Source organism: Aeromonas bivalvium (assembly GCF_000819765.1).
GTDB classification, from domain to species: domain Bacteria; phylum Pseudomonadota; class Gammaproteobacteria; order Enterobacterales; family Aeromonadaceae; genus Aeromonas; species Aeromonas bivalvium.
The window spans coordinates 325,832-351,166 of record NZ_CDBT01000008.1 but is presented as its reverse complement, the minus strand read 5'-3'; the positions used below and the strand labels follow the sequence as shown (position 1 = coordinate 351,166).

The 25,335-nt window shown below is 65.1% G+C and carries 22 protein-coding genes; 14 read left to right on the top strand and 8 right to left on the bottom strand.

All coding sequences use genetic code 11. The annotated features are described in order from the left end of the window. Positions 1–76 precede the first annotated feature (76 nt). The gene (locus BN1119_RS02705; protein WP_041993491.1) at positions 77–691 is read left to right on the top strand and encodes a trimeric intracellular cation channel family protein; all 615 of its coding nucleotides are present in this window, start codon (positions 77–79) and stop codon (positions 689–691) included. A gap of 52 nt (positions 692–743) precedes the next feature. Here the strand turns inward: BN1119_RS02705 and BN1119_RS02700 are convergent, their stop codons facing one another. From BN1119_RS02700 to BN1119_RS02685, 4 genes are all read right to left on the bottom strand, one after another. After that, positions 744–995 (bottom strand): lipoprotein, encoded by a 252-nt coding sequence (locus BN1119_RS02700; protein ID WP_041993488.1) that lies wholly within the window; start codon positions 993–995, stop codon positions 744–746. Positions 996–1,071: 76 nt separating this feature from the next. After that, positions 1,072–1,617 carry a peptidoglycan L,D-endopeptidase MepK gene (locus tag BN1119_RS02695; protein ID WP_041993484.1) on the bottom strand — a complete coding sequence of 182 codons (546 nt, stop codon included), beginning with the start codon at positions 1,615–1,617 and terminating at the stop codon, positions 1,072–1,074. Between the two features lie 132 nt (positions 1,618–1,749). After that, positions 1,750–3,234, bottom strand: coding sequence for a L,D-transpeptidase family protein (locus BN1119_RS02690; RefSeq protein ID WP_041993481.1), 1,485 nt, complete (start codon positions 3,232–3,234; stop codon positions 1,750–1,752). Positions 3,235–3,317: 83 nt separating this feature from the next. Then, positions 3,318–4,082 carry a substrate-binding periplasmic protein gene (locus tag BN1119_RS02685; protein WP_041993478.1) on the bottom strand — a complete coding sequence of 255 codons (765 nt, stop codon included), beginning with the start codon at positions 4,080–4,082 and terminating at the stop codon, positions 3,318–3,320. A gap of 334 nt (positions 4,083–4,416) precedes the next feature. Here BN1119_RS02685 and BN1119_RS02680 point away from each other — a divergent pair, with 334 nt between their 5' ends. The 5 genes from BN1119_RS02680 (at position 4,417) to BN1119_RS02660 (ending at position 9,915) form a co-directional block, all read left to right on the top strand. After that, positions 4,417–4,977, top strand: a complete 561-nt coding sequence (locus tag BN1119_RS02680; protein WP_041993476.1) for a hypothetical protein — start codon at positions 4,417–4,419, stop codon at positions 4,975–4,977. A gap of 29 nt (positions 4,978–5,006) precedes the next feature. Further along, complete coding sequence (locus BN1119_RS02675) at positions 5,007–6,059, top strand: glycosyltransferase family 2 protein (RefSeq protein WP_041993474.1); 1,053 nt, start codon at positions 5,007–5,009, stop codon at positions 6,057–6,059. Continuing rightward, positions 6,056–6,427 carry a GtrA family protein gene (locus tag BN1119_RS02670; protein WP_041993472.1) on the top strand — a complete coding sequence of 124 codons (372 nt, stop codon included), beginning with the start codon at positions 6,056–6,058 and terminating at the stop codon, positions 6,425–6,427. The genes BN1119_RS02675 and BN1119_RS02670 overlap by 4 nt, the downstream gene beginning before the upstream one ends. After that, positions 6,427–7,581 (top strand): membrane protein, encoded by a 1,155-nt coding sequence (locus BN1119_RS02665; RefSeq protein ID WP_041993470.1) that lies wholly within the window; start codon positions 6,427–6,429, stop codon positions 7,579–7,581. The genes BN1119_RS02670 and BN1119_RS02665 overlap by 1 nt, the downstream gene beginning before the upstream one ends. A gap of 219 nt (positions 7,582–7,800) precedes the next feature. Next, positions 7,801–9,915, top strand: coding sequence for an alpha-amylase (locus BN1119_RS02660; protein WP_041993468.1), 2,115 nt, complete (start codon positions 7,801–7,803; stop codon positions 9,913–9,915). Positions 9,916–9,984: 69 nt separating this feature from the next. Here BN1119_RS02660 and BN1119_RS02655 read toward each other — a convergent pair whose 3' ends face one another. After that, entirely contained in the window at positions 9,985–10,614 is a 630-nt protein-coding gene (locus BN1119_RS02655; protein ID WP_041993466.1) for a glutathione S-transferase N-terminal domain-containing protein, read from the bottom strand. Between the two features lie 160 nt (positions 10,615–10,774). Here BN1119_RS02655 and BN1119_RS02650 point away from each other — a divergent pair, with 160 nt between their 5' ends. The 4 genes from BN1119_RS02650 to BN1119_RS02635 all read left to right on the top strand — a co-directional run bounded on the left by BN1119_RS02650 (position 10,775) and on the right by BN1119_RS02635 (position 14,621). Then, entirely contained in the window at positions 10,775–11,419 is a 645-nt protein-coding gene (locus tag BN1119_RS02650) for a response regulator (protein WP_041993464.1), read from the top strand. A gap of 299 nt (positions 11,420–11,718) precedes the next feature. After that, positions 11,719–12,306 (top strand): TetR/AcrR family transcriptional regulator, encoded by a 588-nt coding sequence (locus BN1119_RS02645; protein WP_041993462.1) that lies wholly within the window; start codon positions 11,719–11,721, stop codon positions 12,304–12,306. Between the two features lie 171 nt (positions 12,307–12,477). Next, entirely contained in the window at positions 12,478–13,329 is an 852-nt protein-coding gene (locus tag BN1119_RS02640; protein ID WP_041993459.1) for an alpha/beta hydrolase, read from the top strand. A 122-nt stretch (positions 13,330–13,451) separates the two neighbouring features. After that, positions 13,452–14,621, top strand: coding sequence for a patatin-like phospholipase family protein (locus BN1119_RS02635; protein ID WP_041993454.1), 1,170 nt, complete (start codon positions 13,452–13,454; stop codon positions 14,619–14,621). 93 nt (positions 14,622–14,714) lie between these two features. On the opposite strand, the gene BN1119_RS02630 is transcribed toward BN1119_RS02635, so the two are convergent. Further along, positions 14,715–16,667, bottom strand: a complete 1,953-nt coding sequence (locus BN1119_RS02630) for a monovalent cation:proton antiporter family protein (RefSeq protein ID WP_041993451.1) — start codon at positions 16,665–16,667, stop codon at positions 14,715–14,717. A 128-nt stretch (positions 16,668–16,795) separates the two neighbouring features. Between BN1119_RS02630 and BN1119_RS02625 the strand changes: the two genes are divergently transcribed. Next, a complete protein-coding gene (locus BN1119_RS02625; RefSeq protein WP_041993448.1) occupies positions 16,796–17,701 on the top strand; it encodes a GGDEF domain-containing protein in 906 nt (301 codons plus the stop codon). A 168-nt stretch (positions 17,702–17,869) separates the two neighbouring features. Here BN1119_RS02625 and tilS read toward each other — a convergent pair whose 3' ends face one another. Then, positions 17,870–19,225 (bottom strand): tRNA lysidine(34) synthetase TilS, encoded by a 1,356-nt coding sequence (tilS, locus tag BN1119_RS02620; protein ID WP_041993445.1) that lies wholly within the window; start codon positions 19,223–19,225, stop codon positions 17,870–17,872. Positions 19,226–19,355: 130 nt separating this feature from the next. Here tilS and BN1119_RS02615 point away from each other — a divergent pair, with 130 nt between their 5' ends. From BN1119_RS02615 to BN1119_RS02605, 3 genes are all read left to right on the top strand, one after another. After that, positions 19,356–21,386, top strand: a complete 2,031-nt coding sequence (locus tag BN1119_RS02615) for a M13 family metallopeptidase (RefSeq protein ID WP_041993443.1) — start codon at positions 19,356–19,358, stop codon at positions 21,384–21,386. A gap of 80 nt (positions 21,387–21,466) precedes the next feature. Next, positions 21,467–21,904, top strand: a complete 438-nt coding sequence (locus tag BN1119_RS02610) for a PliI family lysozyme inhibitor of I-type lysozyme (RefSeq protein WP_041993439.1) — start codon at positions 21,467–21,469, stop codon at positions 21,902–21,904. Positions 21,905–22,250: 346 nt separating this feature from the next. Then, positions 22,251–23,984: an ABC-F family ATP-binding cassette domain-containing protein gene (locus BN1119_RS02605; protein ID WP_041993436.1), complete on the top strand. Its 1,734-nt coding sequence runs from the start codon at positions 22,251–22,253 to the stop codon at positions 23,982–23,984. Positions 23,985–24,057: 73 nt separating this feature from the next. Here the strand turns inward: BN1119_RS02605 and yjeH are convergent, their stop codons facing one another. Beyond that, positions 24,058–25,335, bottom strand: coding sequence for an L-methionine/branched-chain amino acid transporter (yjeH, locus tag BN1119_RS02600; RefSeq protein ID WP_041993433.1), 1,278 nt, complete (start codon positions 25,333–25,335; stop codon positions 24,058–24,060).

Sequence of the window (25,335 nt, the reverse complement as noted above, 5' to 3'; positions counted from 1 at the left end):
GTGAATATGGTGTCGCTTGTAGGGAATACGCAGGATTGTTAGGATGCGGGCCTTTCTTTAATCCCGGGTATTTCTCATGTTACATGCACTCTTCCTGCTCGGCCTGGTGGCCGAGGGAATGACGGGGGCCCTGGCGGCGGGTCGCAGGCGGATGGACTTGTTTGGCGTTGTCATCATCGCCTCGGCCACGGCCATCGGTGGCGGCACCATACGGGATGTGCTGCTCGGTCACTACCCCCTGCTCTGGGTCGAGCATCCCCACTATGTGGTGCTGGTGGCGGGGGCCGCCCTGCTCAGCGTCATCTGCGCGCCCCTGATGCGCTACCTCGGCAAGCTGTTCATGGCTCTCGATGCCCTGGGACTGGTGGTCTTCTCCATCTTCGGGGCGGCCCGGGCCCTGGAGATGGGCCACGGCGCCGGTATCGCCTGCATCATGGCGGTGGTGACCGGGGTGTTTGGCGGTGTGTTGCGGGACCTGCTCTGCCAGCGCATTCCCCTGGTGTTCAGACGCGAGCTCTATGCCGGCGTCTCCCTCATCACCGCCGGGCTCTATTGCCTGGCCCTCGAGCAGGGTCTGCCCAAAGACTGGGCGGCGTTCGGTGCCATCGGCATCGGCTTCGTGCTGCGGCTGCTGGCGGTGCGCTTCAAGTGGGGACTGCCCACCTTCAACTACCAGTACGCCTCCCACTGAGGGATGGCGAGCAACAAAAAAGCGCCTGACGGCGCTTTTTTGTTGCTCGGGGCTACTTGATCCCTTCCGAGCTGAAGAAGGTCGCCTTGTCGGCGATGAACCGGATCTTGATGTTCTGCTCGGCGTCGCCCCAGACACAGCTGGTGGTGCCGAGCACGTCGTCACAACTGTCCGCCTTGCCGAGGATGGCACTGGCCTGGCTGTAGCTGATCCCCATCTCCAGCTTCTCATAGTTGTCACGGTTGACCTTGCTGCAACCCGTCAACGCCAGGGCCATCAAGGCACCTATCAGGATCTGCTTCATCTCGTTCTCCTCTTCTGGTGAGCGCAAAGCCTAGCAGGCCGGTCCCGCCCCTGTCAGCAAATAAGGCCGAATGAGTCTACCAACTGCGGGCCGGGCCGGTATCGAGGTGAACGAAATTGTCGCTGGGGTAGTAACCCACCCCGCCCACCTTGAGCTGCAGCGCCGCCTTGTGCAAGTGGGCGAGCTGCACCCCTTGCAGCCGCACATCGACCGCCTGGCCCAGGGTGTGATAGCTGCGCTTGGCAACCCCCTTGCTCCGTCTGTGCTTGGCGGCATTGGTGGCGGGGGAACGGTAACCCGAGATGAGCTGGATCTCGCCCCTGTGGCCGAGGCGTTGCTGCAACAGGAAGAGCTGATCGAACAGCTTGCGATCCATGTTGAACACCTCGTCCCGCCTGTAGTCACGCAGCAGGTGATTGAGTTCGGCCAGACCATCGGGCAGGTAACGCCCCTGCTCCCAGTAGCTTGCCTTGACCCGCTCGCCGGTATTGAGGTTGAAGAAGCTCAGCTCGCGGCTGTGGGTGCTGCGGCTCGCCAGGGCCGGAAAGGAGAACAGGCTGGCGCCCATCGCACAACCGGCCCCCAACAGCAGGCGGCGTCGGCTTATCTCTGTGTCGAGCATGTCGGCTCCGTCCGTATGTGAATGAATTTGATACAACCGCTCGAACTTACCCGCCGCCTCGCCCCCCTGTCAAACCCAAACCCGCCGACAAAAAGCCCGGCCGGGGCCGGGCTGTCGACTCTGTGTTCGGGATCACAGGAGTTGGGGCTGGAAGCTGACTCGATCAAATCCATAGATGTCGCTGCGCAGCTGCTGGCGCCCGTCACTGTCGATCCAGCTGCTCCAGTAGACGGTAAACACAGGGGTCGGCGTGCTGAGGGGCAACCACTTGGTCTTCTCCTCTTTCAACAGGCTGGCCACCTTGTCCGGCTGGTAACGGGAGTCGGCCAGCAGCAGTTCGGCCAGATCATCGGCATGTTCGACCCGGATGCAGCCCGAGCTGAAGGCCCGAGCCCCCTGCTCGAACAAGCGCTTGCCCGGAGTGGAGTGGAGATAGATGGCGTCATTGTTGGGCAGGTAGAACTTGTAACGACCCAGGGCATTGTGGTCCCCCGGTTTTTGCCGCAGCCGGTAGGGGAAGCCCTCGGCCAGGGCCTGGTGCCACTGCTCCTCGGTGAAGTAGAGGGGATTGCCTGCACTGTCCGTCACCTCGAACCGCTCCCGGGCGAGATAACCCGGATCCCGGCTCAGCTTGGGCAGTATGTCCTTGCTCAGGATGGATCTGGGCACATGCCAGGCGGGGTTGAGCACCACTGAGCGGATCTCGCTGGCGAGGATGGGGGTCTCCCGCTGCTCCTTGCCGACGATGACCCGGCTGGTGAACACTTCGCTCCCCCCCTGCACCACGCTCAGCCGATAGTCGGGAATATTGACCAGCACGTAACGGCTGCCCACCAGGTGATCCACCAGATCCCGCCGCCAGAGATTGCGCAGCAGCAGGCTGGCGCGCACCACTGGGCCCGTGTTGAGCCAGGCCAGGGTGCGGCGACCTATGATGCCGTCTGCGGTCAAGCCGTGACGGCCCTGAAACAGCCTGATCGCCTGCTCGGTCTCGGGATCATAGCGCTCGTCCTCGTGGGCGGGGGCGATATCGCCGAGTTCGTTGAGCATGGCGCGGATCTGCCCAAGTGCGGGGGAGGGCTCGCCCAGCCTCAGGGTCGGCATGGCGAGGGTCGGCCAGTCGCTGGCCATGGGCAGGGCAAGCAGGCGCGCCACCTGGGCCCGCACCGCATCGTATTCCGCCACCTGGGGACGCAGGCTCATGACTTGTTCGAGCAGATCGCCTCCCTCCGGCGGCAGGATCGGAGGCAGGGAGAGATCCAGCTTGCGGGTCTTGAGCTGCTCGCGCGCGACGAGATCCATGGCACGCCACCCTTGCTGGAAGCGGGCCAGCTTGCCAAATGCCTCGTCATAGAGGGGGCCACGCTCCTGCTCTGGGGTAGCCTTGAGCCGCTGCCAAAGGGGCTTGAACTCGGGGTGCAGCTGGGCCAGCACCGCCTCCTGCAGCTGCTGCTCCAGCTCGTGCCTGGCCTGCTCGGCCCTGGCATCCTGGTACCACTCATGGGTTCCGCTTGCCGCACTCACCACCACGGCGGTTTCGGTGGCCTGCGCCAGCCCCAGCGGCCAGCACCCCAGCCACATCAGGTTTGCCAATGCCAACCAATACTTCTTTGCCATGTGAACCTCAATTCATCCGAACATTGCTTGCAATCGATACGGCCTGACTGTCTGCCCATGATGCGACAATCGGCGCAAGCTGGCTAGCGCACCCGGGTATAGCGCCGCCAGATCCGCTCATAGTCACTGGTTGCCTTGAAGGCAGCCAGAGCCTGGTTGAACTGCGCCAGGAAGTGGGCAGAGACAGTTTGCCGACTCAACATGAAGTAGCTCGGCGACTCATACACCACCATGGGATGATATGAGAACTGGCCTTCCATCCCCTCCTTGCCTAGCCCGCTGGGGGTCGCCAGCATATCCCCAAGGAATCCGTCGATGCGGCCCCGAGCCAGCTTGACGTAATTCTGCTTGTCGCTCACCGCGCTCACCTGCCCGGGATAGCGGGCGAGCAAGGCCATCACTTCATCACCGTAAAAGTAATCCTTGGTGATCCCCAGCCGGTACCCCTTGGCCAGCCAGGTCGCCAGATCCTGCTCCTGATACACCTTGCCCTGCCGCACCCACAGCAGGGTACGCCCCGGGTTGTAGGGATCGGAAAAATAGGCATAACGGGCACGTTCATCGTTCATGTTGGCTTCCATCGCCACATCGATCTCGCCGTACTCCAGCCCATGGAGCACCCGCTTCCACGGCAGCTCCAGATAGGTGACCTCGCAGCCCATTCTGGCCAGCACGGCAGACAGCACCTCGGCCGCGTAGCCGTGTACCCGGGACGGCGGCGCCACCTCACGGTAGTGATAAGGGGGCCAATCGTCGAACCCGACCCGCAGCGGGGACGCGCATTCGGTTGCCGCCAGCAAGGCTGGTGACAACAACAAGGCGATCAGGGGGAGAAACAAGCGGTTCATGGGCCATCCTTGCGCAAGAGTGAGTCCATCATAAAGGGAGAAAGATGACATGGCGACTGCCACCGCCGAAAAACAGGTGTCAGGCCATGACGCACCCTTGCCCTTAGGCCAGGAGGCATCCCACGGCCCGGGGGCCCGTCATATGGCGCCTCCGGAGAGATAAACCCATATGAAGCCTGGTCTGCCCGCCCCACGAGAGGTGGCGAGCCTGGTTGGCCTGGGGCTAGGCTGGGGTTAATATGTGACCAAATATTTTTTTGTGATCCACTATGCTTTTTTTGCAATTGGATTAGCATATGCGCGGTTAGCCCCGCCACAGGCCGTAGAGAGCAATATGACTTACAAAAAGTTCGGATTCATCACAGCCATCCTCGCCTTGAGCGGCTTTTATCTCTACACCCTCTATCTGGCTGCCCACCCCGACGTGAGCCTGGCCTACCGCCTCTATTACCTGGAAGGCAAGACCCGCTTCTGGGAACACAATTCCAGCATGACCTATCGGGTGGGCAACGAGCTCAACCTGACCAAGCCGAGCCGTTTTCTCTCAAGCGAAGGCTGGGCCAAGAAGCCGAGCGAACAAGGCACCCAGCTCAGCGGCCAGGGCGGCCTCTATTTCCTGCTGCCCCAGCGCGGCGCGGCCCACACCCTGACGGTCCAGGCGCGCATCAACAGCCCCGAGGCGGGCGCCCTGCTCAAGGTCGCCATGGGCAATGACTTCGTCACCACGGTCAAGCTGGCCAAGGCGGGGCTGAACGAGATCAACTTCCGCCTGCCCGGTGAGGCCCTGAACCAGGATCCCCAGCAGCTCAACTTCCTGGCCCTGTCGACCGCCACCCCGCTCAATGTCGAATCACTGCGCCTGACCACAGAGCCCAGTCGCCCCCTTCTCCACTGAAGTCCCCGTTCTCCTATAAGGACAACCCCATGTCGCAAGCCGATTTCCGACTCTCTCTGGTCGTGCCCGTTTATAACGAGGAAGAGAGCATAGATGCCTTCATTGCCGCGATAGACACAGAACTTGCCTCCATCAGGGAGCACCTGGAGATCGTCTTCGTCAATGACGGCAGCCGTGACAGCACCCGCGAGGTGATCGAGCGGGCCATCGCCCGGGATCCACGCGTCACCTTGGTCAACCTGGCCCGCAACTTCGGCAAGGAGGCGGCCATGACCGCCGGTCTGCACCAGGCCCGCGGCGATGCCATGGTGCCCATGGATGTGGACTTGCAGGATCCCCCCGCCCTCATCCTGGAGTTCGTCAAGCTGTGGCAGAGCGGTGACTACGACACCGTCTACGGCATCCGGGTCGATCGCAGCGCCGACACCCCGATGAAGCGGATCACCGCCGGCGGCTTCTATCGCTTCTTCAACATGCTCTCCAGCACCACCAAGCTGCCGGAGAATGCCGGTGATTTTCGCCTGATCGATCGCCGGGTGGTGGAGGCGCTCAAGCAGCTGCCCGAGCGCAACCGCTTCATGAAAGGCCTGTTCGCCTGGGCCGGTTTTCGCGCCGTCGGTGTCCCCTACGAGCGCCCCGCCCGTCACGCCGGCGAGACCAAGTTCAACTACTGGAAGCTGTGGAACTTCGCCCTCGACGGTTTGATGAGCTTCTCCAGCTGGCCGCTGCGGGTGTGGAGCTATGTGGGGATCGGGGTCTCCTTCATCGCCTTCCTCTACATCCTCAAGATAGTGACCCAGGTGCTCTTCTTCGGCATCGACGTGCCCGGCTACGCCTCCCTGATGTCGGTGGTGCTCTTCCTCGGTGGCATCCAGCTGTTGTCGCTGGGCATCATAGGCGAGTACATAGGCCGCATGTTTGTGGAAGTGAAGCAGCGCCCCGTCTATCTGGTCGAAGGGGTCTATGGCCAATATGCCGCCGATGAGGCGGGCAAGCCCGCTGTGCGCAAGAGCCGGGCCAAGGCGGCCAAGCCGGTGCAATCCGCCCAGGGCAGCGACGACAAGGAGCAGCAGACCCCATGATCTCCCGGGATGAATGCTGGCGTCTGGTGCGATTCGGTTTCGTTGGGGGAGGCGCCACCCTGGTGGATCTGGGCACCTCCTTCGCCCTGTTTCATGGCTGGCCGGGCATCAATGAACACCTGGTCACCACCCTCGCCTTCCTGATCGCCTTCTGGTTCTCCTTCTTCGGGCACAGGTACATCACCTTCCAGAAACAGGGGGCTGCCGGCAAGTTTCTGCTGGTGGCGCTCTTCTCCCTGGCGGTGCGCAACCTGATCCTGAGCGGCCTGCTGTTTGCCGGGCTCTCCGGCCTGCTGCCCGTGGTCATCGCCACCCTGACGGTGACCGTACTGACCTATGTTCTCTCCCGTATCTGGGTATTTGCCTGATGAGTGACCTGACCCTGTCCCAGGGGGCAAACGCCCCCTATCGCCCCTCCCTGCGCCTCGCTGGCCGGGACTGGCTGCTGATCCTTGCCGCCTTCTTCCTGAGCCGGCTCGCCCTATACGGCATGGGCTACTTCGGTACCCAGCTCTACGGCCCCGATGTGGGCCCCTTCCAGGCCTATTGCCAGTTCGACTGCGTCTGGTTCCAGCGCATCATCGAAAATGGCTATGACCTCTACCCCCGCTGGCTCAGCAAGGGCAATGCGGCCAACTGGGCATTCATGCCTCTCTACCCCATACTGGCCGGCAGCATCTCCAACCTGCTCGAGGTCGAGAGCCTGTTCGGGCTGATGCTGGTGGCCAACCTCGCCTTCTTCATCAGCCTGCCGCTGATGCTGCTGGTGTTGCGCCAGCTCAGGCTGGGGGACGATACCGCCCGCTTCGGGGTCTGGCTGCTCGCCTTCTCCCCCTTCTCCGCCTACTTCGTCTCGGGCTATACCGAGCCCATGTTCATGGCGCTCATGCTTGCCATGTTCCTGTTCGCCTATCGGGAGCAGTGGCTCATGGTCGCCTTCCTCGGCATCTTCATCTCGGGGACCCGCAACCTGGGGGTGATGATGGTGTTCCCCGTGCTGATCCTGGCGCTGCAGGCCTACGGCTGGCGGGAGTTCTTCCGCTTCACCGAGCGCACCCTCAAGGTGGTGTTCACCCTCTGGCTGATCCCGTTTGGCCTGTTCGCCTACATGGTCTATCTGCACAACCTGGTGGGGGATGCCTTCGCCTTCAAGCACATCCAGGTCGCCTGGGGCCGTGAAATGGACAGCCCCCTGGACTGGTGGCTGAGCGGTTTCGAGCTGGGGGGACGCAAGGCCTATCTCTCCATCATGGTGATGTTTGGCTGGGCCCTGAACCTCTATCTGTTCAGCCAGAAGCGCTGGGCCGAGGCGACCCTGATGTTCATCTGCTGCACCATACCTCTGATGACGGGGCTCAACGCCATGCCGCGCTACATGTTCGGCCTCTACCCGACCCTGCTGGCCATCATACTGCTGACCCACCGCTGGCCCGCCCTGCGCCCGGCCGTGCTCTGCCTCTCCGGCATGGTGGCCTCCTTCATCGCGGTCGCCTTCGTCAACCACCTCTTCTTCACCGTCTGACCCAGAGGTAACGAAGAGAGCCATGGCTGAATGCCGGTCAAGGGACCGGCATTGTTCTGGCAGGCCTGCTCCCCCGCTTTGCCCCCGTCACACTTTCCCATCCTTGAAAACGTAACCAGGGTCACAGAGCTCACAGATCGGCATTTTGCCGATCCAAGGAGGCGAGTCCCCCTCCTAGAATGGGTGCTCATTCGAACTGCCCTGCTCAAGGAATGGCATATGCGTCCCTCGCTTCGCTTCTCTCCCCTGTGGCTCGCCCTGTTGGCCGGCCCGCTGCTTCCCCATCAGGTACTGGCCGCCCCCGAGGTTCGTCTCTATGTGGATGGCGAGCCGGTCGGCGACGCCGTGACGCTGGACAAGGGCATGATCACCCTGACCCACCCCCTGACCAAGGGCAGCCACCAGATCCGCATCGGCGATGCCGGCAACCGCTGCGGCACCAGCTTCGGGCCCACCGAGGCGAGGCCCCTCCCCTTTGGCACCACCCAGCCCATGGACAAGTGCGCCAAGGGGACAAGTTTCACCCTGAGAGTCGTTCTGGCGGGGGACTACGAGTTCAGCTTCAACCCCGATACCCCCAGCCTCAAGGTGCTGCGGGCGACCAAGAAGAGCGAGTTCAAACGCCAGCCGCCAGCGGAGCCCTGCATCAGCTGGGATGGCGGCCCGGTCACGACATCACTCAAGGGCATCTGGCCCGACGGCACCCGGCTGCGGGACGCTTACTCGGGGCAGGAAGCCGTGGTCAAGGGGGGCAAGCTGACCCTGACGCCAAGCAAGGAGAGCGGCGGCCTGCTGCTGCTCGAACCGGTCAAGGCCGCCAAACCGGTCCCCTTCAGCTGGGATCAGGCGAGCGTCTATTTCCTCCTGACCGACCGCTTCCACAACGGCGACCCCAGCAACGATCACAGCTTCGGCCGCCAGAAGGATGGCCAGGACGAAGTGGCCACCTGGCACGGCGGCGACTTCAAGGGACTGACCGAGAAGCTCGACTACATCAAGTCCCTCGGCATCAACGCCATCTGGATCACCCCCATGGTGGAGCAGGTGCACGGCTTCATCGGCGGTGGCGAACAGGGCAACTTCCCCTTCTACGCCTACCACGGCTACTGGGCGCTGGACTTCACCAGGATCGATCCCAACTATGGCGACGAGGAGAGCCTGAAAACCCTGGTGGACGAGGCCCACAGGCGCGGCATGCGCATCATCCTGGACGTGGTGATGAATCATGCAGGTTACGCCACCCTGGCCGACTTGCAGGATCTGGGGCTCACCGATCTGACCCAGAACACCGGCAAGCTGCCGAGCCGCTGGAACGAATGGCGCCCGAGCGGCGGCCTCAACTGGCATGGCTACAACCAGTTCATCGACTATCAATCGAGTGATTGGAGCAGCAAATGGTGGGGCCCTGACTGGGTGCGCGCCGGTCTGCCCGGCTACCCCCAACCCGGCACAGACGACGTCACCGGCTCGGTGGCGGGGCTGCCGGATTTTCTCACCGAATCAGCCAAACCGGTGGGCCTGCCGCCCCTGCTGGCGGCAAAAAAAGACACCCGGGCCAGGGCGCTGCCCAATGCAAGCGTGAGCGACTACCTCATCGCCTGGCACACCGACTGGGTGCGCCGTTTCGGCATCGACGGCTTTCGGGCCGACACCGTCAAGCACCTGGAACCGGAAGTCTGGGCCAGGCTCAAGCTGGCGGGCACCGCCGCACTCAAGGAGTGGAAGGCCGCCAACCCGGACAAGGCCCTCGATGATCTGCCCTTTTACATGGTGGGCGAGGTGTGGGATCACGGGGTGAGCAAGGATTTCTGGTATCAGCACGGCTTCGATTCCCTGATCAACTTCGACTATCAGCGCGAGTTTGCCCTGCCCCAGGCCCAGTGCCTGGCGGGCGCCGAGCCCACCTATGCCAGCTACGCCAGCCGCATCAACCAGGATCCCGAGTTCAACGTGCTGAGCTACATCAGCTCCCACGACACCAAGCTCTTCTTCGGCGACTACCAGGACGTGGCGCTGCAACGGCGGGTGGCCAACAGCTTCATGCTGCTGCCGGGGGGCATCCAGATCTACTACGGGGACGAGTCCGGCCGGGGGCTGGCCAAGGATGGCGGCGTGTTCGATCAGAGCGTGCGCTCCGACATGAACTGGCAGGAGCTGGGGAGCGGCGACAAGGCCGAGCTGGTCAAGCACTGGCAACGGCTCGGCCAGTTCCGTGCCGCCCATCCGGCCATCGCCGCGGGCAGCCACAAGAAGATTTCCGATGCCCCCTACGGCTTCGTGCGGGAGAAGGGGGAGGACAAGGTGGTGGTGGTGTTTGCCGGCCGCCAGCAGTAGCTGGCCAAGCCAGAAATAAAGAGGGGAGCCCATGGCTCCCCTCTTTCCGTTTCCCAGCCCCCGGGCAGATCAGCCCTGGGACTGGGCGGCCAGCGCGGGCCACTGGTCGGTGGCCCGGGCCAGGGTTTCCTGCCACAGGGGCCAGGCCAGCAGGCGATGCTGATAGGCGCCCGCCGCCCCCGGCAACCAGATGCCGTAGTTGAACAGCCGCTGCGCCATGACGGCATAGCAAGCATCCACTATGCCGGGGGCGCCGAAGTAGAACTCGGCCCCTGCCTGGGACCAGAGCACCTGCAACCTGGCCAGCTCGGGCAGCGCCGCCAGGGGCGGCTCCTGCACCCTGGGGGCGCCGAGGAAGAAGGGCAGCAGGGTGCGCGTCTGGCCAAACCCGGCGTGCAGCTCGGCGCACAGGCTGCGGGCCAGGGCGCGCTCGGCCCGATCCGACGGATACAGGTGGCGCTCGGGGCAGATCTCATGCAGGTATTCGGCGATGGCCAGGGAGTCATGTACCCGCACGGCCCCATGATCCAGCCAGGGCACCAGGCCGGCCGGAGCCTGCTGCTTGAGGCGATGCATGTCGGCGGCATCCGCCAGATCGAAGGCCCGCTCGCGCCACGCCAGTCCGCTGAGCCCCAGCACCAGGGCGGCTCGCATCGCCCAGGTCGAGCCGGTGCCCACCGTCAATACCATCTCGTCCATCTGCTTCTCCTCTATCCCTGTGCCATCGGCGGCCGGCAGCGGCTATTGACAAGGTTGCAACCTATCCCGGCCAGCCATCACAATTGTCGCGCCACGGGTTTGACCCTCATGGGCGGCGGTGCTAGTTTGGTGTTCCAAAACAAATAGTTAACATCGAGCTATGGACAGCCAATTTACCATCGTCATCGCAGATGACCACCCCCTGTTTCGGGGCGCCCTCTATCAGGCCGTGCACATGGCTATCAGCGATGCCCAGCTGCTGGAAGCGGACTCCATCGACAGCCTGGCCCAGCTGCTGGCGGCCCATGCAGAGGTCGATCTGCTGCTGCTGGATCTCAAGATGCCGGGCGCCAACGGCTTCGAGGGGCTGGTACACCTGCGCGGCCAGTATCCGGACCTGCCCATCGTCGTGGTCTCGGCCTCGGAGGATCCCGCCATCATTACCCAGGTGCTGCGGCTCGGTGCCCTCGGCTTCATCCCCAAATCCTCCCCTCTCCAGCAGCTGGTGACGGCCCTCAACGCCGTCATCGCCGGGGATACCTGGCTGCCCGAGGGGATCTCGCTCCAGTCCGAGTACGAGGACGGCCCCGACTTGGCCAGCAAGCTCGCCAGCCTCACTCCCCAGCAGTACAAGGTGCTGGTGATGCTGCGGGACGGCAGCCTCAACAAGCAGATCGCCTGGGAGCTCAATGTCTCCGAGGCCACCATCAAGGCCCATATCACGGCCATCTTTCGCAAACTCGGAGTCAAGAACCGTACCCAGGCGGTCATTGCGCTCCAGCAGATGGACATCAAGGACGACTAAGCCCTCACAGCCTCGGCGCAAAGCACCGTACCCAGGCGGTCATTGCGCTCCAGCAAATGGACATCAAGGACGACTGAGCCCTCACAGCCTCGGCGCAAAGCACCGTACCCAGGCGGTCATTGTGCTCCAGCAGATGGACATCAGGGACGACTGAGGCTGCCCCGCCTCACACCAGGATCCAAACAACCATCTAAATGCCCCCACCTGGCCTGACATTGACGCCTTTTCGCAATATTTGTGGCTCGACAATTAGCACGATCGTCCTCTATGCTGGCGAGCCGGACGAGAGAGGGCATGGGATGAGCAAGGGCCGGTTGACCCGGGAGTACATTCTGGACCAGGGCTTCGAGCAGGCGAGCATCCAGGGGTTGGAAAGCCTGACCATAGGCTCCCTGGCCAGTGCCTGCGACATGTCCAAGAGCGGCCTGTTCGCCCACTTCCAATCCCGCGACAACCTGCAGATCGCCGTGCTCGAGCATGCCGCCGAGGTGTTTCGGAGCAGGGTGATCCAGCCGGTACGCCGGCAGCAGCACCCGAGCCAGGGCGAGAAGCTGACGGCCCTGCTGCACGCCTGGCTGGCCTGGAACCAGAGTTTCGCCGGACGCTGCATGTTCCTCGATGCCTGGACCTCGGCCCAGGAGGGGGCGGTACAGCAGGCGGCCCGCCAGCTGGTGCGCTTCTGGCTCGACTACCTGGCTCGCCAGGTGGTGCAGGGTCAGAAGCAGGGGGAGTGGCGCAGGGATCTGGATCCCTGGCGCGCCGTCTACCGCCTCTACGGCCTCTATCTGGGGGATCAGGTGTTCGGTGCCCTGGGACTGTGCCAGGATGCCGGGCAACATTTCTGGCCCGAGGTGGAGGCGCTGCTGGCCAGCTGGCGCGCGCACTGACCCCGCCCTGAGGCCGAAAGAGGCGCCAGGAGGGCCTGCGATCCACGCTAGCAGGCAAGGCTGGCCGGGCCGCTTTTCACCGCCGACCAGAATTTTTTTAAAACCGACAAAAAAGCACGACCGTTCGCAACTCGATGATGCGCTCGCCCCGTGTCGCCACAGGATTGACCCATGAGCAGCAAGATCTACTTCAACACCCGCCGATTCAGCCCGAGCAAGTGGTTGCTGGGCATAGGCACCCGACTGCACCACGGCCTGGCCCCGCGCCACGCCAGGCGTACCGCCAGCCGCCTGCTGCTGACTCCCCAGCGCAATCAGCGGGACCAGGCCGCGCCCGAGGGGCTCGTCCGGCAGGCCGTCCACACCGGCGAGGGTCAGCTGATGAGTTACCGGCTCGGCCAGGGTCCGGTCTGGCTGCTGATGCACGGCTGGTCTGGCAGCGCCAGTCAGTTGTTCCCGCTGATGGAGCAGGTTGCGGCCCAGGGCTTCACCGCCATCGCCTACGATCATCCCGCCCATGGCAACAGCGAGGGCAGCACGGGCCACCTGCCCCGCTTCGTACGGGCGCTGGATGAGCTGATCGAGCGGGTCGGCCCCATCCATGGGGTCATGGCCCACAGCATGGGGGGCGCTGTCGCCCTCTCCAGCCGCCATCCCGGCCTGGAGCACTGCCCCCTGCTGCTGGTCGCCCCCGTCATCGACTATGTGCCCCAGCTCTACGCCATGGTGGCGCGATCCGGTTATTCGATGCGGCTGTTCGATGCCGTGGTCAAGGAGATAGAGCAGGAGTACCAACACCCTTTGAGCGAGGTGGATCCCCTGGCCGCCCTGGCCAGACGCAGCGGCCCGACCCTCATCGTCCACGACGAGGCGGACAGGTTCGCCCCCCACAAAGACTCATTGCGCGCCAGCCAGGACGGCCGTACCCGCCTCATTTCCACTCAGGGGCTGGGTCATGGCCGCATCCTGGCGAGCCCGGCCCTGTTTGCCGCCTTCGCCCAGCTTAGCCAGTCAGCCTCCTAGGCCCCGGCTGCCAACGGGCCGTGAAAAATGAGATCGCGGCCCATTTTTATCCCGGATACAAGCTCTTATAGTTAAGTGGCGCGGTGGCAACCGCCCTTGCACTCACCATAAGGCGCATCCCTATGGCCAGACCCAATACAGCACTGCTGTTAACCGGCGGTGGCGCACGCGCCGCCTACCAGGTTGGCGCCCTCAAGGCCATTGCCGAACTCTATCCCCGCAATCAGGGGATCCCCTTCCCCATACTGTGCGGCACCTCGGCCGGCGCCCTCAACGCCACCTCTCTCGCCTGCCACGCCTCCTGCTTTCAGCTCGGGGTGCGCAAACTGGAGTGGGTCTGGCGCCGCTTCGAGACGCATCACATCTTCGATTTTCACCCGGGTCGCCTGCTCTGGCGCCTGCTCTACGAGGGCTCGGCCGGCCTGATCCACCCGGACCCGAACCGCGCCTTCAACCTGTTCGACAACGGCCCCCTGCGCAAGCTGCTCGAACAGCTCATCGACTATCACCGCATCGATGACAACATCCTCTACGGCAGCCTGGAGGCCCTGGCCATCACGGCATCGGACTACGGGGACGGGCTCAGCACCACCTTCTTCCAGGGGCGATCCCAGCACCAGCCCTGGCAGCGGGAGCGCAGGCGCGGCGTCCGCACCCTGATCACCTCGGATCATCTGCTCGCCTCCAGCGCCCTCCCCTTCGTGTTTCCCGCCACCCGCATCGGCGACAAATTCTATGGGGATGGCTCCATCCACCAGCTCAGCCCCCTGAGCCCGGCCATCCACCTGGGAGCGGAGCGGATCCTCGCCATCGCCCTGGCCTCGCCGCCCGAGCCAGGCCAGGGCCAGTTCCGGGAGCGGCTGACCAGCTCCCACATCGCCAGCCACCTGCTGGAGACAGTGTTCACCGATACCCTCAACTCGGATCTGGAGCGGCTCGGGCGCATCAACCTCACCCTGTCGCTCATCCCGGAGCGGGACAGGGCCAGGCTCAAACTCAAGGAGGTGGAAGCCTGCCTGTTGCAGCCGAGCCAGGATCTCGATCTGCTGGCACTCCCCTTCCTGCCGCAGTTGCCGACCAAGATGCGGCGCCTGCTGCGGATCCTCGGGGTCAAGGGGGATGAGGCCAGCAGTCTGGCCAGCTTCCTGATGTTCGTGCCCGGTTACTGCCAGCAGCTGATTGCCCTCGGCTATCAGGACACTCTGGACGACAGGGAGAGGGTGGCCCGCTTCCTCGACATCCGGAGTCCGCTGACCCAGCCCCAACCGCGCCAGGCCAACCCCAGCCGCTAGCCTGGGCGCCCCGGCAAGAGGCCCATCAGCCGCCGCGGCTCGGGGCCGACCATGGGGTTGCCAAGAGGCGCTCCGGCTCGATACGAAAGGCCGTCAGCCCCCCTCCAGCAGGCGCTGCTCGGCCTGCTCTATGGCGGCATTGGTGCCAAAGAGCACTAGCGTATCCTCCGCCTCCAGCCGCAGCTCCCCCCTGGCCTCCAGCACCTCCCCCGCCCGGTGCAGCTCCTTGATGTGCACCGATCCCAGGGCCAGCTCGTGGACCCGGCGACCGATGGCCCAGGCCTGGTCGCTGAGCCGCACCGGATGCAGCCGCTCCAGACCATGGTCCCGCTCCAGCCCCTGGGCGCTCTGCTCGCCCCAGTAGAAACCGTGCAGGAAGGAATACTGGCTGGATCGCTCCTGCTCCATACGCCGGATCACCCGGCCTATGGGCACCTCGCAGTGGCGCAGCAGGTGGGAGACCAGCATCAGGGTTCCCTCCTGGGATTCGGGCACCACCTCATGGGCCCCCGCCTGCTTGTACTGCTCGAGCAGGCGATCGTCCCGGGTGCGCACCAGCACCTTGACCCCCTCGGCCAGCTGGGGGATGAGGGCAAGCATGGCGTCGATCCGCTTGGCATCGTCGAAGGTGATGATCACCAGCCTGGCCCGGGTCAGACCGGCCGCCAGCAGTATGTCCCGCCGGCTGGCATCGCCAAAGGCGACCTGCTCCCCCGCCAGCTTGGCCTCGCCGACCCGTTCGGGATCCAGGTCCAGGGCCAGGAAGGGGATCCCCTCCAGCTTGAGGAAGCGGGCGCAGGTCTGACCGGCCCGGCCGAAACCGGCGATGATGACATGACCACTCTTGCCAAGGCCGGATTGGGCCAGCTCGGATTCACCGAGCAGGGGGGAGCGGCTCAGCCAGCGCGCCAGCTCCCGGGATCGCCCCACCAGCCAGGGGGTGAGGGCGATGGAGATGACCCCGACCCCGATCAGCAGAGAGACGAGACGCTGACCCAGCATGCCGTATTGATGAGCCAGGGCCAGCAGCACGAAACCAAACTCCCCGACCTGGCTGAGCATGATGCCCGCCGCGAGGGCATCGCGCTTGCGCTCCCCCATCAGGCGCCCCGCCAGCAGTACCAGCAAGGATTTGAGCAGCATCAGCAGCAGGACGAAGCCCATCAGCTGCCAGCCATGGCGCACCACCAGTAGCCAGTCCATGGTCATGCCGATGGTGACGAAGAAGAGTCCCATCAGCACGTCGCGAAACGGCTTGATGTCTACCTCCAGCTGGTGGCGATAGTGGGACTCCCCCAGCATCATGCCCGCCAGGAAGGCCCCCAGGGCCATGGAGAGCCCCATCCACTGGGTCAAGGAGGCCGCGAGCAGAGCCACCAGCAGGGCGCTCAGGACGAACAGCTCATCGGAGCGAGCCCGGGCCACCTCGTGAAACAGGGAGGGCAGCAGCCACTTGCCTACCGCCAGCAGGCCGAGCAGGGCCAGGATCCCCTTGAGGGAGGCCCAGGAGATGGCCGCCAGCAGGGCCTCTCCCTGGGCCTCGGGTTCGGCCAGTATGGGGATCATCACCAGCAGGGGCACCACGGCAAGATCCTGGAACAGCAGGACGCTGACCCCCAGCTGGGCTCGCCGGGTATGGAGCTGCTTCTGCTCCCCCAGCTGCTTGATCACCACGGCGGTCGAGGAGAGGCTGAGGGTGCCGGCCACCACCAGGGCCTGGGGCAGGGTCAGCCCCCACAGCCAGCCCAGCCAGCAGAACAACGCCGTGGTCAGCACCACCTGCAGCCCCCCCACCCCAACCACCAGGCTGCGCATGGCGATGAGCTTGGAGAGGGAGAACTCGAGGCCGAGGGAGAACATCAGGAAGACCACCCCCAGCTCCCCCAGGGTGTGCATCATGGCCTGCTCCTTCACCAGCGCCAGGCCATGGGGGCCCAGCAGCACGCCGGCGATCAGGTAGGCGAGGATCACCGGCAGTCCCAGGCGCCGGAAAACCGCCACCAGCAGGACGGCGGCAGAGAGCAGGATCAAGAATTCCGTATACAATTTTTCCTCCATTTTTATCGACTTAAGTCTAGCCAGCCTGGGTTGGTCCCATAGAACATATTTTGGGCACAGCTTTTGCATTTCGACTGCCAGGGGCGGGCCAGAGGGCCGCTAGGTGAGGAAAGAGAATGGACAATTCAATATCTTGGAGAGAGGCAAACGCCTCGGTCGGCTTCGATGCAACCCAGTGGATCCGCCAGCTGGATCATCAGACGCCCGCCCTCAAACAGGCGGACAAGGGTCTGCTCGAGCGCCTGCTCGGCCAGCAGACCCTGAGCGAGCTGCTGGCAATCTTTGCCCGCACGGCGGCAAGGGTTGTCCGCATTCACAGCCTCTGCCTCGAAGGGCCGGCTCACCACAGCCTGATCCAGTGTCTGCCCCAGGAGCAGATCAGCCTGCACAGCCACCAGTTTCCCCTCAAGGACAGTCACGGCCTCAGCCTTGGCCAGCTCCACTACCAGCTGACCCAGATCCCGAGCGAGGGGCAGATCGCCGAGTTGCAGAGCTGCCATCGTCAGTTGCAGCTGGCCCTGCCCCTCTACCTGCGCCTGGCCAATCTGGAGCAGCAGGTACGCCTCGATCACCTGACCGGCCTCGGCAATCGCGCCTACTTCGACGAGGCCCTCGGCCGCGCCGTGGAGCAGCACAGCCGCGACCCCCATGGCCTGGTGCTGGTGCTGCTGGATCTCGACAGATTCAAGCAGATCAACGACACCTGGGGTCACCCGGTGGGCGATCTGGTGCTCAGCCGCTTCGCCCAGCTGCTGGGCCAGAGCATTCGCGCCACGGATCAGGCGTTTCGCCTCGGCGGCGACGAATTTGCCCTGCTGCTGCAACCCGCCGAACCCGAGGCCTGGCGCCCGGTCTGGTTACGGCTGCAACAGATGCTGCGCAGCCACCAGGAGCTGGCGAGCTTCTCGGTCGGCTGCACCCTGGGGGCCGCCTGCTGGCAACCCGGCATGGATGTCTACACCCTGTACGAGACGGCCGACAGCCACCTCTATGCCCGCAAGAAGGCGGATGGAACGGCCTGAAACAGCAGCAGCCCTGGTGCCCGCAAGAAGGCGGATGGAACGGCCTGAAACAGCCGCAGCCCTGGCGCCCGCAAGAAACCGGATGGCACGGCCTGACCCTCACAGTCACTCGCATGGCGGCATGAACACAGCAAAACATCGAGGCGGCCAATGGCCGCCTCGATGTTTTCATGGCAAGGGGTCGTCCCCCTCTTGCGGGCTGACGGGCGGGCCCTGCCGCAGCCAGGCCAGTCCCTGCGGACCCGTGCGGGCGAACCCCTCGCAGATGAAAATGCCCGGCACCGCGGCCGGCTGCTCCCCATAGAAGAGAATGGGCACGCGGCCTCGCTGCCAGGAGGGGATGCCGTACTCCTGCCACAGCTTCTTGAGGCGGCGGCTCCCGCCCCGCCCCTGGGGCCTCAAGGTCTGGCCCGGCGCCACCGCGAAGCGCAGGGAAAGAGGTTCATCGGCCCGGGGCAACCGCAGGGGCCCCTCCTCGCTTTGGATAACGCCCAGGGTGCCCAACTCCTCCGGCAGGGTCGCCCTCACCCCGAGGGTGAGGGGGATCTGATCGCTCAGGGGGGCGAGATCCGGGCGCACCAGATAGAGTCGCCCCTGATGGCGGCGGCAACTCACCCGCCCCCAGTTGAGCTGGGGGTTGGCATCGGGGCGGGCCAGTGCCAGCTCGTCCCAGAGCCGGGCCAGCTGATCCCGGGCCGGCATCTCCCCCCCCTGGCGCCGGATCCAGTGGCGCAGCAGGTTGTTGCGCCTGGCGGGGCTCAACTCATGGAGGGGGGCGATGCGCAGCGCCTCTCCGTCCCCCGCCCGTTGCCAATCTCCCTCGGCCAGCTCGGCGAGGAGCGTCTCCTGCTCGGCGCACAGGGCCATGCTGCGGGCCGCCGTCTCGGCGATGGCGGGCCAGCGCGCCTTGAGCACAGGGATCACCTGCTGGCGCAGGAAGTTGCGATCGTAACTCACATCCTGATTGCTCTCATCCTCGACCCAGCTCACCCCGGCCTCCCCCACCGCCTCGGCCAGCACCTGACGGGGCTCCGCCAGCAGGGGGCGCAGCAGCAGGCCGTCGGCGAAGGGCTGGCTCGGCAGTATCCCGGCCAGCCCCCGGGGGCCGGCGCCACGCTTGAGGGCCAGCAACAGGGTCTCCAGCTGATCGTCCTGATGGTGGGCGGTGAGCAGCCAGCCGCCGGGGGGCAGGGCCGCCCCAAGCCTGGCGTAGCGCGCGCTGCGGGCCTGGGCCTCGAGACTCTCGCCATTGCCTCGCGCCAGCTGAACCCGCTCCACCTGCAGCGCCACCCCCAGCTGCCGACAGAGGGCGGCGCAGCGCTCGGCCCACTCGTCGGCATGAGGGCTCAGACCATGATGCACATGCAGGGCGCCCAGGGGCAGTCGATGCTCGCGGGCGTAACGCTCGGCCAGCAGCAGCAGCAGGGTGGAATCCAGACCACCGCTGTACGCCACCAGCAGGGCGCTGGAACTTGTTGGCGTCGGCAGGGTCTGACAGAAACGTGAATAGAGTCGAGAAATCATAGGCTTCCCCAGGATGGACGGACCATCTTAGCAGATGCGGGCTTATCAAGCTGTACCCCGGCTGTTAGAGTGAAATCGCCTGCTCACCCCTTGAGCAAGGAAGCAAATGACCCGAATTGGAACCATAAGAATGCACAACAAGAAAAGCATACTGGCCGGGCTCATCGCCCTGGCACTGCTGGCTGGTTGCAGCCAGGGAGACCATCAGAGCCAGGCCCGTTCAGGACTGAACCTGGCCAACATGGATACCGGCGTCAAACCGGGCGACGATTTTTTCCGTTATGCCAACGGCCGCTGGCTCGCCAGCGCCCAGATCCCCGATGACAGGCCCGCCGACGGCGCCTTCTACACCCTGCGCGACAAGTCCCTGGCGGACGTGCGTACCCTGATAGAAGCCCTGCCCAAGGACGCGCCCCTGGGCTCGGAAGATCAGCAGATCCGCGATTTTTACGCCAGCTACCTGGATCAGCAGACCCGGGATGTCAGGGGCATGAGCCCGCTGCGCCCCCTGCTCGCCGAGCTGGACAAGGTGAGCGACAGCCAGAGCCTGGCCCGTGCCCTGGCCCGCGCCGGCAAGGTCGGCGGCAATGCCCCCTTCGGCTTCTGGATAGGGCCGGATGCCAAGGCGCCGAGCCAGTACATCGTCAATCTCGACCAGTCCGGTCTCGGCCTGCCGGACAGGGACTACTACCTCAAGACAGATGCGGCCAGCGTGAACCTGCGCCGGCAGTACCAGCAGCACATCGCCACCATGCTGGGCCGGGCCGGCGAGGACGATGCCAACACCCAGGCCGCGCAGATAGTGGCGCTGGAAACCGCCATTGCCCGCATCCAGTGGGACAAGGTGGCGCTGCGGGACAGGGAGAAGAGCTACAACAAGCTGGCCACGGGTGAACTCGGCCGCCTCGCCCCCCATATCGACTGGCAGAGCTATCTCGCCGAGGCGGGGATCGCCCATCAGCGCCAGCTGATCCTGGGGCAGCCCGGCTACCTCCAGGCCCTGGACGCGCTGATGGCCCAGACACCGACCACCCAGTGGCGCAGCTACCTCAAGTGGCAGCTCATCAGCGACTATGCTCCCTACCTCGACCGCGAGACCGACAGGGCCAACTTCGCCTTCTTCGGCACCACACTGAGCGGTACCCCCAAGCAGCGCGCCCCCTGGGAGCGGGCCCTGGCGGTGCTCGATGCCCACCTGGGGGAGGCGGTTGGCAAACGCTATGTGGCGCAATACTTCCCCCCCGAGGCCAAGGCCCGCATGGAACAGCTGGTGGAGAACCTGCGCACCGCCTATGGCAAGAGCATCGAGGAGCTGGACTGGATGTCCCCGGACACCAAGCGCCAGGCCAGGGAGAAGCTCGCCAAGTTCAGGCCCAAGATAGGCTACCCGGACAAGTGGCGGGATTACAGCGGCATCCGGGTCGAGTCCGATGATCTGGTGGGCAACCTGATGCGGGCCCGCGCCTTCGAGTACCAGGAGAGCCTGGATCGCCTCGGCACCCCGGTCGACAAGGATCTCTGGTACATGTCGCCCCAGACGGTGAACGCCTACTACAACCCGAGCAACAACGAGATCGTCTTCCCGGCCGCCATACTCCAGCCCCCCTTCTTCGACATGGCGGCGGACGACGCGGTCAACTACGGCGCCATCGGCGGGGTGATCGGCCACGAGATGGGGCACGGTTTCGATGATCAGGGGGCCAAATCCGACGACGACGGCGTGCTGCGCGACTGGTGGACGGCGCAGGATCTCAAGGAGTTTCGCTTTCGCACCAGCCGGTTGGTGGCCCAGTACAACCGCTTCGAGCCCATCGACGGCCAGTTCGTCAACGGCCAGTTCACCCTGGGGGAGAACATAGGCGATCTCGGCGGCCTCACCATAGCCCACAAGGCCTACGAGATCTCCCTGGCCGGCAAGGAGGCGCCTGTGCTGGACGGCTTCACCGGCGAGCAGCGCTTCTTCCTCGGCTGGGCCCAGGTGTGGAAGGGCAAGTATCGCCCCGAGCTGATGCAGATGCTGCTCGCCTCGGATCCCCACTCCCCGCCCGAATACAGGGTCAACGGCGTGGTGCCGAACATCCCCGCCTTCTACGAGGCGTTCAACATAGATCCCCAGGACAAGCTCTATCTGGCCCCGGCCAAGCGGGTCAAGATCTGGTGATGACAACCCGGGCAGGGGGCGGCCGACCAGCGGCCCCCTGCCCGTCACAGACACAACAAGCAGCAACAAGGGTCACATCCATGAAAGCCTTATTCCTTGCTCTCGGCCTGCTCACCCTGCCCCTGACCACCCAGGCGGCGGACGGGTTCTTCCAACAGCTGACGCTCCCCTCAGGCCAGGTGGTCACCGTCGGCGAAGGGCGCGGCGAGCCCGCCTCCACCGGCAGCTACAACGTGCGCCTCTACACGGGTGCCAACCCCCAGTTTCCGCTGGATCAGTTCATCGACGGCAAGGTGCTGCCGCGAGACGGCAGCATCAAGGCACTCAAGCTGCAGGATCTCGACGGCGACAAGCAGCCCGAGCTCATCGTCATCGTCGAGAGCGCCGGCAGCGGCAGCTACCTGAGCGCCGACGCCTTCACCATCTTGCCCCAGAAGGGGCTGGACACCTTCAACCACGTGGAGGGACTGTCCCCCAGTGACGATGTGATTGAGGCCCTCAAGACCCCCCGCGACTGACAAGCCCTCACGCCCCGTATCACGGGGCGTTTTTTTACCCCGAGCCTCCCGATGCGGCGCCCCCCCCACAGGACGGATGGACGCCTGTTTTTTCTGCACTTATACTCGCCGCACCCTGCCATAACGAAATACAAGGAGGTAAAAATGGTTATCCAAGCGTGTCCGATGTTCTCGGCTCGCCTGTTCGGCACCTTCGCCTGCTCTTGCCTGCATACCATCGCGCTGCGATAGCGGGTTCGAGCAAAGCCGACTCCCTTCCATACCGAGACCTTTCTCGACTCTGCCGTTGTCGCCAGCGCTCCTGATGACAGGGATTTCCCATCCCGCGATTTAAGAGAGCAAGAGCATGACAACCCTGATGAGTACCCATTCCCTGCAGATGAGTGCGGGGCACCTTCCGTTATTTGACCACCTCGAACTCGGCATTCGCGCAGGCGACCGACTCTGCCTGATTGGCGCCAACGGCTGCGGCAAGAGCACATTGCTCGCGCTGCTGGCGGGCGAGCGCACGCCCCAGGCCGGCCGGGTCGTGCAGGCCGCCGCCTGCCGCTGCGAGTTCGTGGCCCAGCAACTGCCAGCCGGGCTCTCGTTCCTCAGCACCCGCGCCGTGCTGCTGGATGCCCTGGGCAACGACCCGAGCGCCGAATGGCAGGTGGACAAGCTGCTGGCCGAGCTGCAGCTGGAGGCCCAGGCCGCGCTGCCGGTCACTGCACTGAGCGGCGGCCAGCACAGCCGGCTGCAGATAGGGCGCGCCCTGCTGCGTCAACCCAATCTGCTGCTGCTCGATGAGCCCAGCAACCACCTGGACTTGCCCGCCCTGCTCTGGCTCGAGCAGTTTCTGCTGGGCTGGCGCGGCGCCTTGGTGCTGGTCTCCCACGACGCTCGCCTGCTGGACAGGGTCACGGATCAGACCCTGATCCTGCAGGGCGGCCAGCTGCACCGCTTCGCCCTGCCCTGCAGCCAGGCCAGGGCGGCGCTGGCTGCCGAGGATGAGCAGGCCCGCCTGCGCCGGGCGGACGAGCAAAAGGAGATAGACCGCCTGAGCGCCAGCAGCAAACGTCTCGCCATCTGGGGGCGCGAGCATGACAACGAGAAGCTGGTGCGCCAGGCCAAGTCCATGGAAAAACGCGTCGCCCGCCTGCAGGAGGAGCAGAGCCAGGTCGCGGCGCCGGCCCCCTGGCGACTCGAGCTGCGCGGAGTGAGCCTGCCTGCCGACACATTGCTGCGACTGGAGGCCCTCGACGTATCGCCGGCACCGGCACTGCCGCCCCTGCTGCGTGCCGAGGGGCTCTGGCTGCGGGCGGGAGACAGGGTCGCCCTGCTCGGTGCCAACGGCACCGGCAAGTCCTCCCTGCTGCGCCAGTGCTGGCGCGAGCTGGCCACCCAAAGTCCGCAGGCAGGCTGGTACTGCCACCCAGGCGCGAGCATCGCCTATTACGATCAGTCCCTGCAGCAGCTGGCGGACGACGCCACCCTGAGCGACGCCCTCTACCCGCTGGCCCCTCTGCCTGAGGGGGCTCGGCGACAGGCGCTGATCCGGGCGGGCTTCCCCTATGTCCGTCACGGCCAGCAGGTGCGCACCCTGAGCGGGGGCGAGCGGGCACGGCTGCTGTTTCTCGCCCTGTCGCTCGGCAGCCACCACATGCTCTGGCTTGACGAGCCCAGCAACCACCTGGATCTGGCGGGCAAGGAGGAGCTGGCCGAGGCTATTGCCGCCTTCCCGGGGGGCGTGCTGCTGGTCTCCCATGACCGGGAGCTGATCGAGCGCAGTTGCAACCGCTTCTGGCTGATAAAGGACGGGCGCATCCAGGAGGCTCACAGCGCCGAGCGGGCCTATGCCGAGCTGCTGGGGGACGCCCCCTTGCCCCAGGCGGGCAGCCCGGCTCAATCAGGTGAAGCGCAGGCCGCGGCCGCCACGGGGGATGACGAAGAGGCGCTGCTGGCGCGCTGGTATGAGCTCGATGCCCTGCTCGCCGCCGATCTGGCCCGCAAGCCCAGGCACCAGACCCCGCGCCTGCAACAGCAGTGGCGGGGCGAGCTGCAAGCCCTGGCCATTCGCCTGGGGCTCGGCGCCCACTGAGGTGAGCCTTCCCGGTACATCTCAATGCCTGTGCATCGACGACAAGCCCCGCACTGCGGGGCTTTTTTGAAGGTTACTTGATGGCGCAGACGTCGCCGGCCAGCATGCGGCGGCGCCTGCGCCGCCACAACGAAAAGCCGCCATACCCCAGACTGAGCAGCACGGCATAGAGTACCTGGGAGGCAAGCGCCACCAGCACGGCAAGACAGAGCAGCACGCTCACCCCCGCCAGCCACTTGCCGCCTCCCGTCAGCAGACGCCAGCCCGCCGCCATGCACAGCAGATAGACCAGCACGAAGTTGCCGTTGGCGTAGCGGATCAGGGTATCCAGGGGCAGGGTCCAGTAGAGGATCAGGGTGATGGAGAGGACGCAGACGACGATCACCCAGCCGAGGGCCCGTACCGGCGCCCCCCGGGCCGACAGGGTGGCCAGGGACGCGGGCAGCTTGCCTTCCCGCGCCATGCTCCAGATAAGCCGCGCAAAGCCCTGCAGGTAGATGTTGATGCTGGCAAAGCAGGAGAGGTAACCCAGGATGGCCACCAGCCACTTGGCGGTGGGGCCGAACAGCAGGGAGAGCAGGGTCGGGATGGCGGTGGCATTGGTCGCCTCGTCACCGTAGAGACCGTACTTGAGCACCACCAGGGAGTGAACCCAGTAGATGAGCCCGGCCAGCAGGACGCCGCCGAGCAGAGCCAGGGGGTAGTCCCGCTCCGGGTTTTTGAACTCCTCCCCCATGTGGGCGAAGGCCTCCAGGCCGACGAAGCACCAGAACATCACCGCCAGGGCAGTGGCCATGGCTGGCCACTGCCCTGGGGCGGGAAGGGGCGTCGCCGCGTCCTGCCAGCGGATCTCCCCCTTCATGGCGATGAGCAGGGTCAGCCCCACGATGGCCAGGGCAATCAGCAGTTGCAGGTTGCCCGAAGAGCGCGCCCCCCGCAGCCCCAGCAGCAGCACCCCCAGCAGGGTCAGCAGCTGGATGGCCCACAGGGTCAGCTCGCCGAGCTCGAACAGGGCGTGCCAGAATCCCGCCGCTATGGTGAGGGCGGCGGGCAGCCCCACCGGCAGCACCGCCAGGAACAGAAACGCCGAGTAGCGCTCGGCCCCGGCCCCGAACGCCTTGCCGATAAGATGAGGCGCGCCCCCCGCGTGGGGATAGCGGCGCCCCAGCCTGGCGAAGGTGAAGGCGATGGGCAGCACCAGCACGATGAGCAGCCCCCAGGCCCAGAGGGAGGCTTCCCCTGCCAGGGAGGCGGCGGCGGCCGGCACCACGAATATTCCGGTACCCAGCAGGGAGGTCGCCAGCAATCCCATTCCCTGCCACAGACCCAAATCCTTCTTTAAACTCGACAT